General features: G+C 68.3%; 2 protein-coding genes. One reads left to right on the top strand and one right to left on the bottom strand.

Annotated elements, in window-relative coordinates:
- On the top strand, nt 1-3,033 hold a 3,033-nt coding region (locus SFU54_RS10485; protein WP_319016221.1), incomplete at its 5' end, for an error-prone DNA polymerase.
- Here the strand turns inward: SFU54_RS10485 and SFU54_RS10480 are convergent.
- Entirely contained in the window at nt 2,947-3,957 is a 1,011-nt protein-coding gene (locus tag SFU54_RS10480; RefSeq protein ID WP_319016220.1) for a CPBP family intramembrane glutamic endopeptidase, read from the bottom strand. The genes SFU54_RS10485 and SFU54_RS10480 overlap by 87 nt on opposite strands.
- Nucleotides 3,958-4,030 lie beyond the last annotated feature (73 nt).

Genomic DNA, 4,030 nt, shown 5'->3' with positions numbered 1-4,030 from the left:
GGCCGCCCGGTCTACGACCTCGACGTGCTCGCCGAGCACGCGGGCCGCGGCGGTGACGCGACGAGCGGCGACCACTGGATGATCCTCACGGGGTGCCGCAAGGGCGCCGTGCGGTCGGCGCTCGAGGGGCGCGACCCCACGAGGCGCGGCCCCGATGGCGCGGCAGCGGATGGCATCGCCCGCGCGCGGCCGACGCGCGCCCACATCGCCGCGGCCGGCGCCGAGCTCGACGCGCTCGTCGACCGGTTTGGAGCATCCAATGTCACCGTTGAGCTCTTCGATCACGGCCGCCCGCTCGACACCGTGCACAACGATGTGCTCGCGGCTCTAGCCGCTGAGCGCGGGCTGCCGATTGTCGCGACCGGCGCCGTGCACTACGCGACTCCGGCGCGGTACCCGCTCGCGACCGCGTTCGCCGCCTTGCGCGGGCGCCGCAGTCTTGATGACATGCAGGGTTGGCTGCCGGCCGCCGGAACGTCGCATCTGCGCAGCGGCGCCGAGATGCAGCGGCTGTTCGCGCGCTACCCCGGGGCCGTGGCGCACAGCGTTGCGCTCGCGACCGAGCTCGGCTTCTCACTGAGACAAGCCAAGCCGAATCTGCCGAAGCAAGAGGTGCCACCCGGCCACACGCCCATGAGCTGGCTGCGCGAACTCGTGTGGGCGGCCGTGCCGCGCAAGTACCCCGAGGCTGACGATGCGGTGCGCGCCCGCATCGCGCGCGAACTCGACGTCATCGAGGCCAAAGATTTTCCCGGCTACTTCCTCATCGTGCACGACATCGTGCAGTACGCCCGCGGGCGCGGCATTCTCTGTCAGGGCCGCGGCTCGGCCGCCAACTCGGCGGTCTGCTACTTGCTCGACATCACGGCGGTCGACTCGATCGGCTACAAGCTGCCCTTCGAGCGTTTTCTCTCGGCTCTGCGCGATGAAGAGCCCGACATCGACGTCGACTTCGACTCTGACCGGCGCGAAGAGGTCATTCAGTACGTGTTCGAGAAATACGGTCGCCGCAACGCCGCGCAGGTCGCCAACGTGATCTCGTATCGGCCCAAGAATGCCGTGCGCGATATGGCGCGCGCGCTTGGCTACTCCACCGGTCAGCAAGACGCCTGGAGCAAGCAGGTCGAGCGCTGGGGTGCCGTGCTCTCGAGCGACGACCACGACATTCCCGAGCCCGTCGTCGACCTCGCCCAGCAAGTGCTGACCTACCCGCGGCACCTCGGCATCCACTCGGGCGGCATGGTGCTCACCGATCGGCCCGTCGGCGAGATCGTGCCGATCGAGCACGCGCGCATGGAAAACCGCACGGTGTTGCAGTGGGACAAAGACGACTGCGCATGGATGGGCCTCGTGAAGTTCGACTTGCTCGGCCTCGGCATGCTCGCGGCCCTGCAGTACTCGTTCGATCTCATCGACGAGCATCTCGGCGAGCGATGGGAACTCGCGACCCTGCCGAAAGAAGAGCAAGCGACCTACGACATGCTGTGCCGGGCCGACTCGATCGGCGTCTTTCAGGTCGAGAGTCGCGCCCAGATGGGTCTGTTGCCACGCCTCCAGCCCCGCAAGTTCTACGACCTCGTCGTGCAAATCGCGCTCGTGCGCCCCGGGCCAATTCAGGGCGGTGCCGTGCACCCCTTCGTGCGCCGCAAGCTCGGCCGCGAGCCCATCACCTACGACCACCCCAAGCTTGTCGAGCCGCTCGAACGCACGCTCGGCATTCCGATCTTTCAAGAGCAACTGATGCAAGTGGCGATGGCGGTCGGCGGCTGCACGGGCGACGACGCCGACCTGCTGCGGCGCGCCATGGGCAGCAAGCGCGGCCTCGAGCGCATCGAGTCACTGCGCGAGACCCTCTACGCCGGAATGGCGGGCAACGGCATCACGGGCCAACTCGCCGACGAGGTCTACGGCCGCATTCAGGCCTTCGCCAACTTCGGCTTCGCCGAAAGCCACTCGATCAGCTTCGCGTTGCTCGTCTACGCGAGCTCGTGGATCAAGCTTCACTACCCCGGCGTCTTTCTCGCCTCACTGCTGCGCGCCCAGCCGATGGGCTTCTACTCGCCGTCAACGCTCACGGGCGACGCCGAACGGCACGGGGTCGAGGTGCGCACCCCGTGCATCCTTCGGTCGGGGGTCGAGGCGGGGCTTGAGCGCATCGATCTCGTCGTTGCGTCAGCGCATGAGCCCGTGGCGACGGATGCGCGGCGCGCGTCGCCCACGGGGCTCGAGCAGTGCATCCACCGCCAGCAGCCGCCCGTGCCCGAGTTCGACCCCGCGTCGACCAACGGCGACCTCGCCGATTGCGCGCTGCACCGCCGCGACGGTGAGCTCGCGGTGCGGTTGGGGCTCGCCGAGGTCACGGGGATCGGTCGGCCGACGGCCCAGCGCATCGTCGCCGAGCGCGAGCGGGGTGGCCCCTACCGCGACCTCACCGAGCTCGTCTACCGCACCGGGCTCACGGCCGCCCAGGTTGAGGCGCTCGCCACCGCCGGTGCTTTCGACGTGCTCGGCATGTCGCGGCGCGAGGCGCTGTGGGCGGCAGGTGCCGCGGCGCAGGCTCGGCCCGAGTATCTGCCCGGAGTGGTCACGGCCGTGCAACCGCCCTTGTTCACCGACCTCGACGCGCACGAACTCATGGTCGCCAACCTCGTGTCGACGGGTATCGCGCCCGGTGACCACCCCGTGCGTTTCGTGCGCGGGCTGTTGCGCGAGCGCGGCGTGCTGAGTGCGCGCGAGTTGCGCAGCGCCGAGCCGGGGCGCCGTGTCGAGGTGGCGGGTGTCGTGACCCACCGCCAGCGACCCGCGACCGCGAGCGGCATCACGTTCTTGAACCTCGAAGACGAGACGGGCCTCGTCAATGTCATCTGCTCGGTCGGGCTGTGGGGCCGCTACCGCCGCACGGTGCGCGAGAGCCGCGCGCTCATCATCCGCGGCACGCTCGAGCGTTCACCCGAGGGTGTCGTCAACATCGTCGCCGACCGCGTCGAGTCGTTGCCCTTGCGGGTCACGATGCCCAGTCGCGACTTTCGGTAGCCGGCGCGGCGGCACCGGCGCACTCGCCACCACACCGCGCCGTGGCGCCCAGCGCAGCACGGCGAGCGTGATGCCCGTGATCACGAGCATGGGCACGAGCGCGTACGGGCCCGCAGCACCGAAATCGCGATTGAGCGACTCTTCGAGCGAACTCAGCACGACGGCTGGAATGAGCAGCAAAACGTTGTTGAGGGCGTGGATCAGCACCGCGATCTCGAGCCCGCCCGTCGCCCGAACGATGAGCGACATGCCCACGGCAAAGACGAGGTAGTAGGCGATGAGCCACGGGTCAGCGGCGAAGTGCACGAGAGCAAACACGATCGAGGAGGCGATGGTGCCAATCGCGAACGAGACCTCCGTGCGACTCGACCACGAGCCCACCGTGCGGGCGATGAATCCCCGAAAGGCATACTCTTCGCCGGCCGCCTGAAACGGTGTGGTGAGAACGATCATGAGGAGCAGTGCGACCGTCGTGCCGTTCGGAGGTTCCGCGATGAGCGAGGCCGCTGCGAGCACGAGGCCCACACCCGTGTAGAGCAGGAAGATCGGCACGATGAACTGGGCCGCCCGACCCATGAGGTGCCAGCGCCACGCGCCGATGATGGAGTGCATCCTGCGCGGACGCACCCCGAAAAATGCCCACTGGATGAGCATCGAGAGCGGGATGAGTGATGCGAGGAACAGGTTGTTCGCCAGAAACAGAGTGGGGGTGATCGAGAATTGACCGGCGGCAACCGAGTCTGGTGAGGTGAGACCCAGGAAAAGGTCGAGCTCCACGGCCGCGAAAGACAGCACCACGCTCACGACGACCGCGCTGACGGCGAAAGTCGCGAGGGCCAGTGCAGCGACCCACCAGGGGCGGCGGGGTTCACTGAGGGCCTCGTGATAGAACCGTTGGCGCACGGGCGGCGGATAGTCGATCACGTGTTGGCTCCTCTCGCCGCAACCGCCCACGCGGCGACCTCACTTCCGTCACGCTCGACGATGAGCTCGTCGA

Source organism: Microcella sp., assembly GCF_033763155.1.
In the GTDB taxonomy this organism is placed as follows: Bacteria; Actinomycetota; Actinomycetes; order Actinomycetales; family Microbacteriaceae; genus Microcella.
The sequence above is the reverse complement of the archived record's forward strand: the minus strand, read 5'-3'. Positions and strand labels throughout refer to the sequence as shown.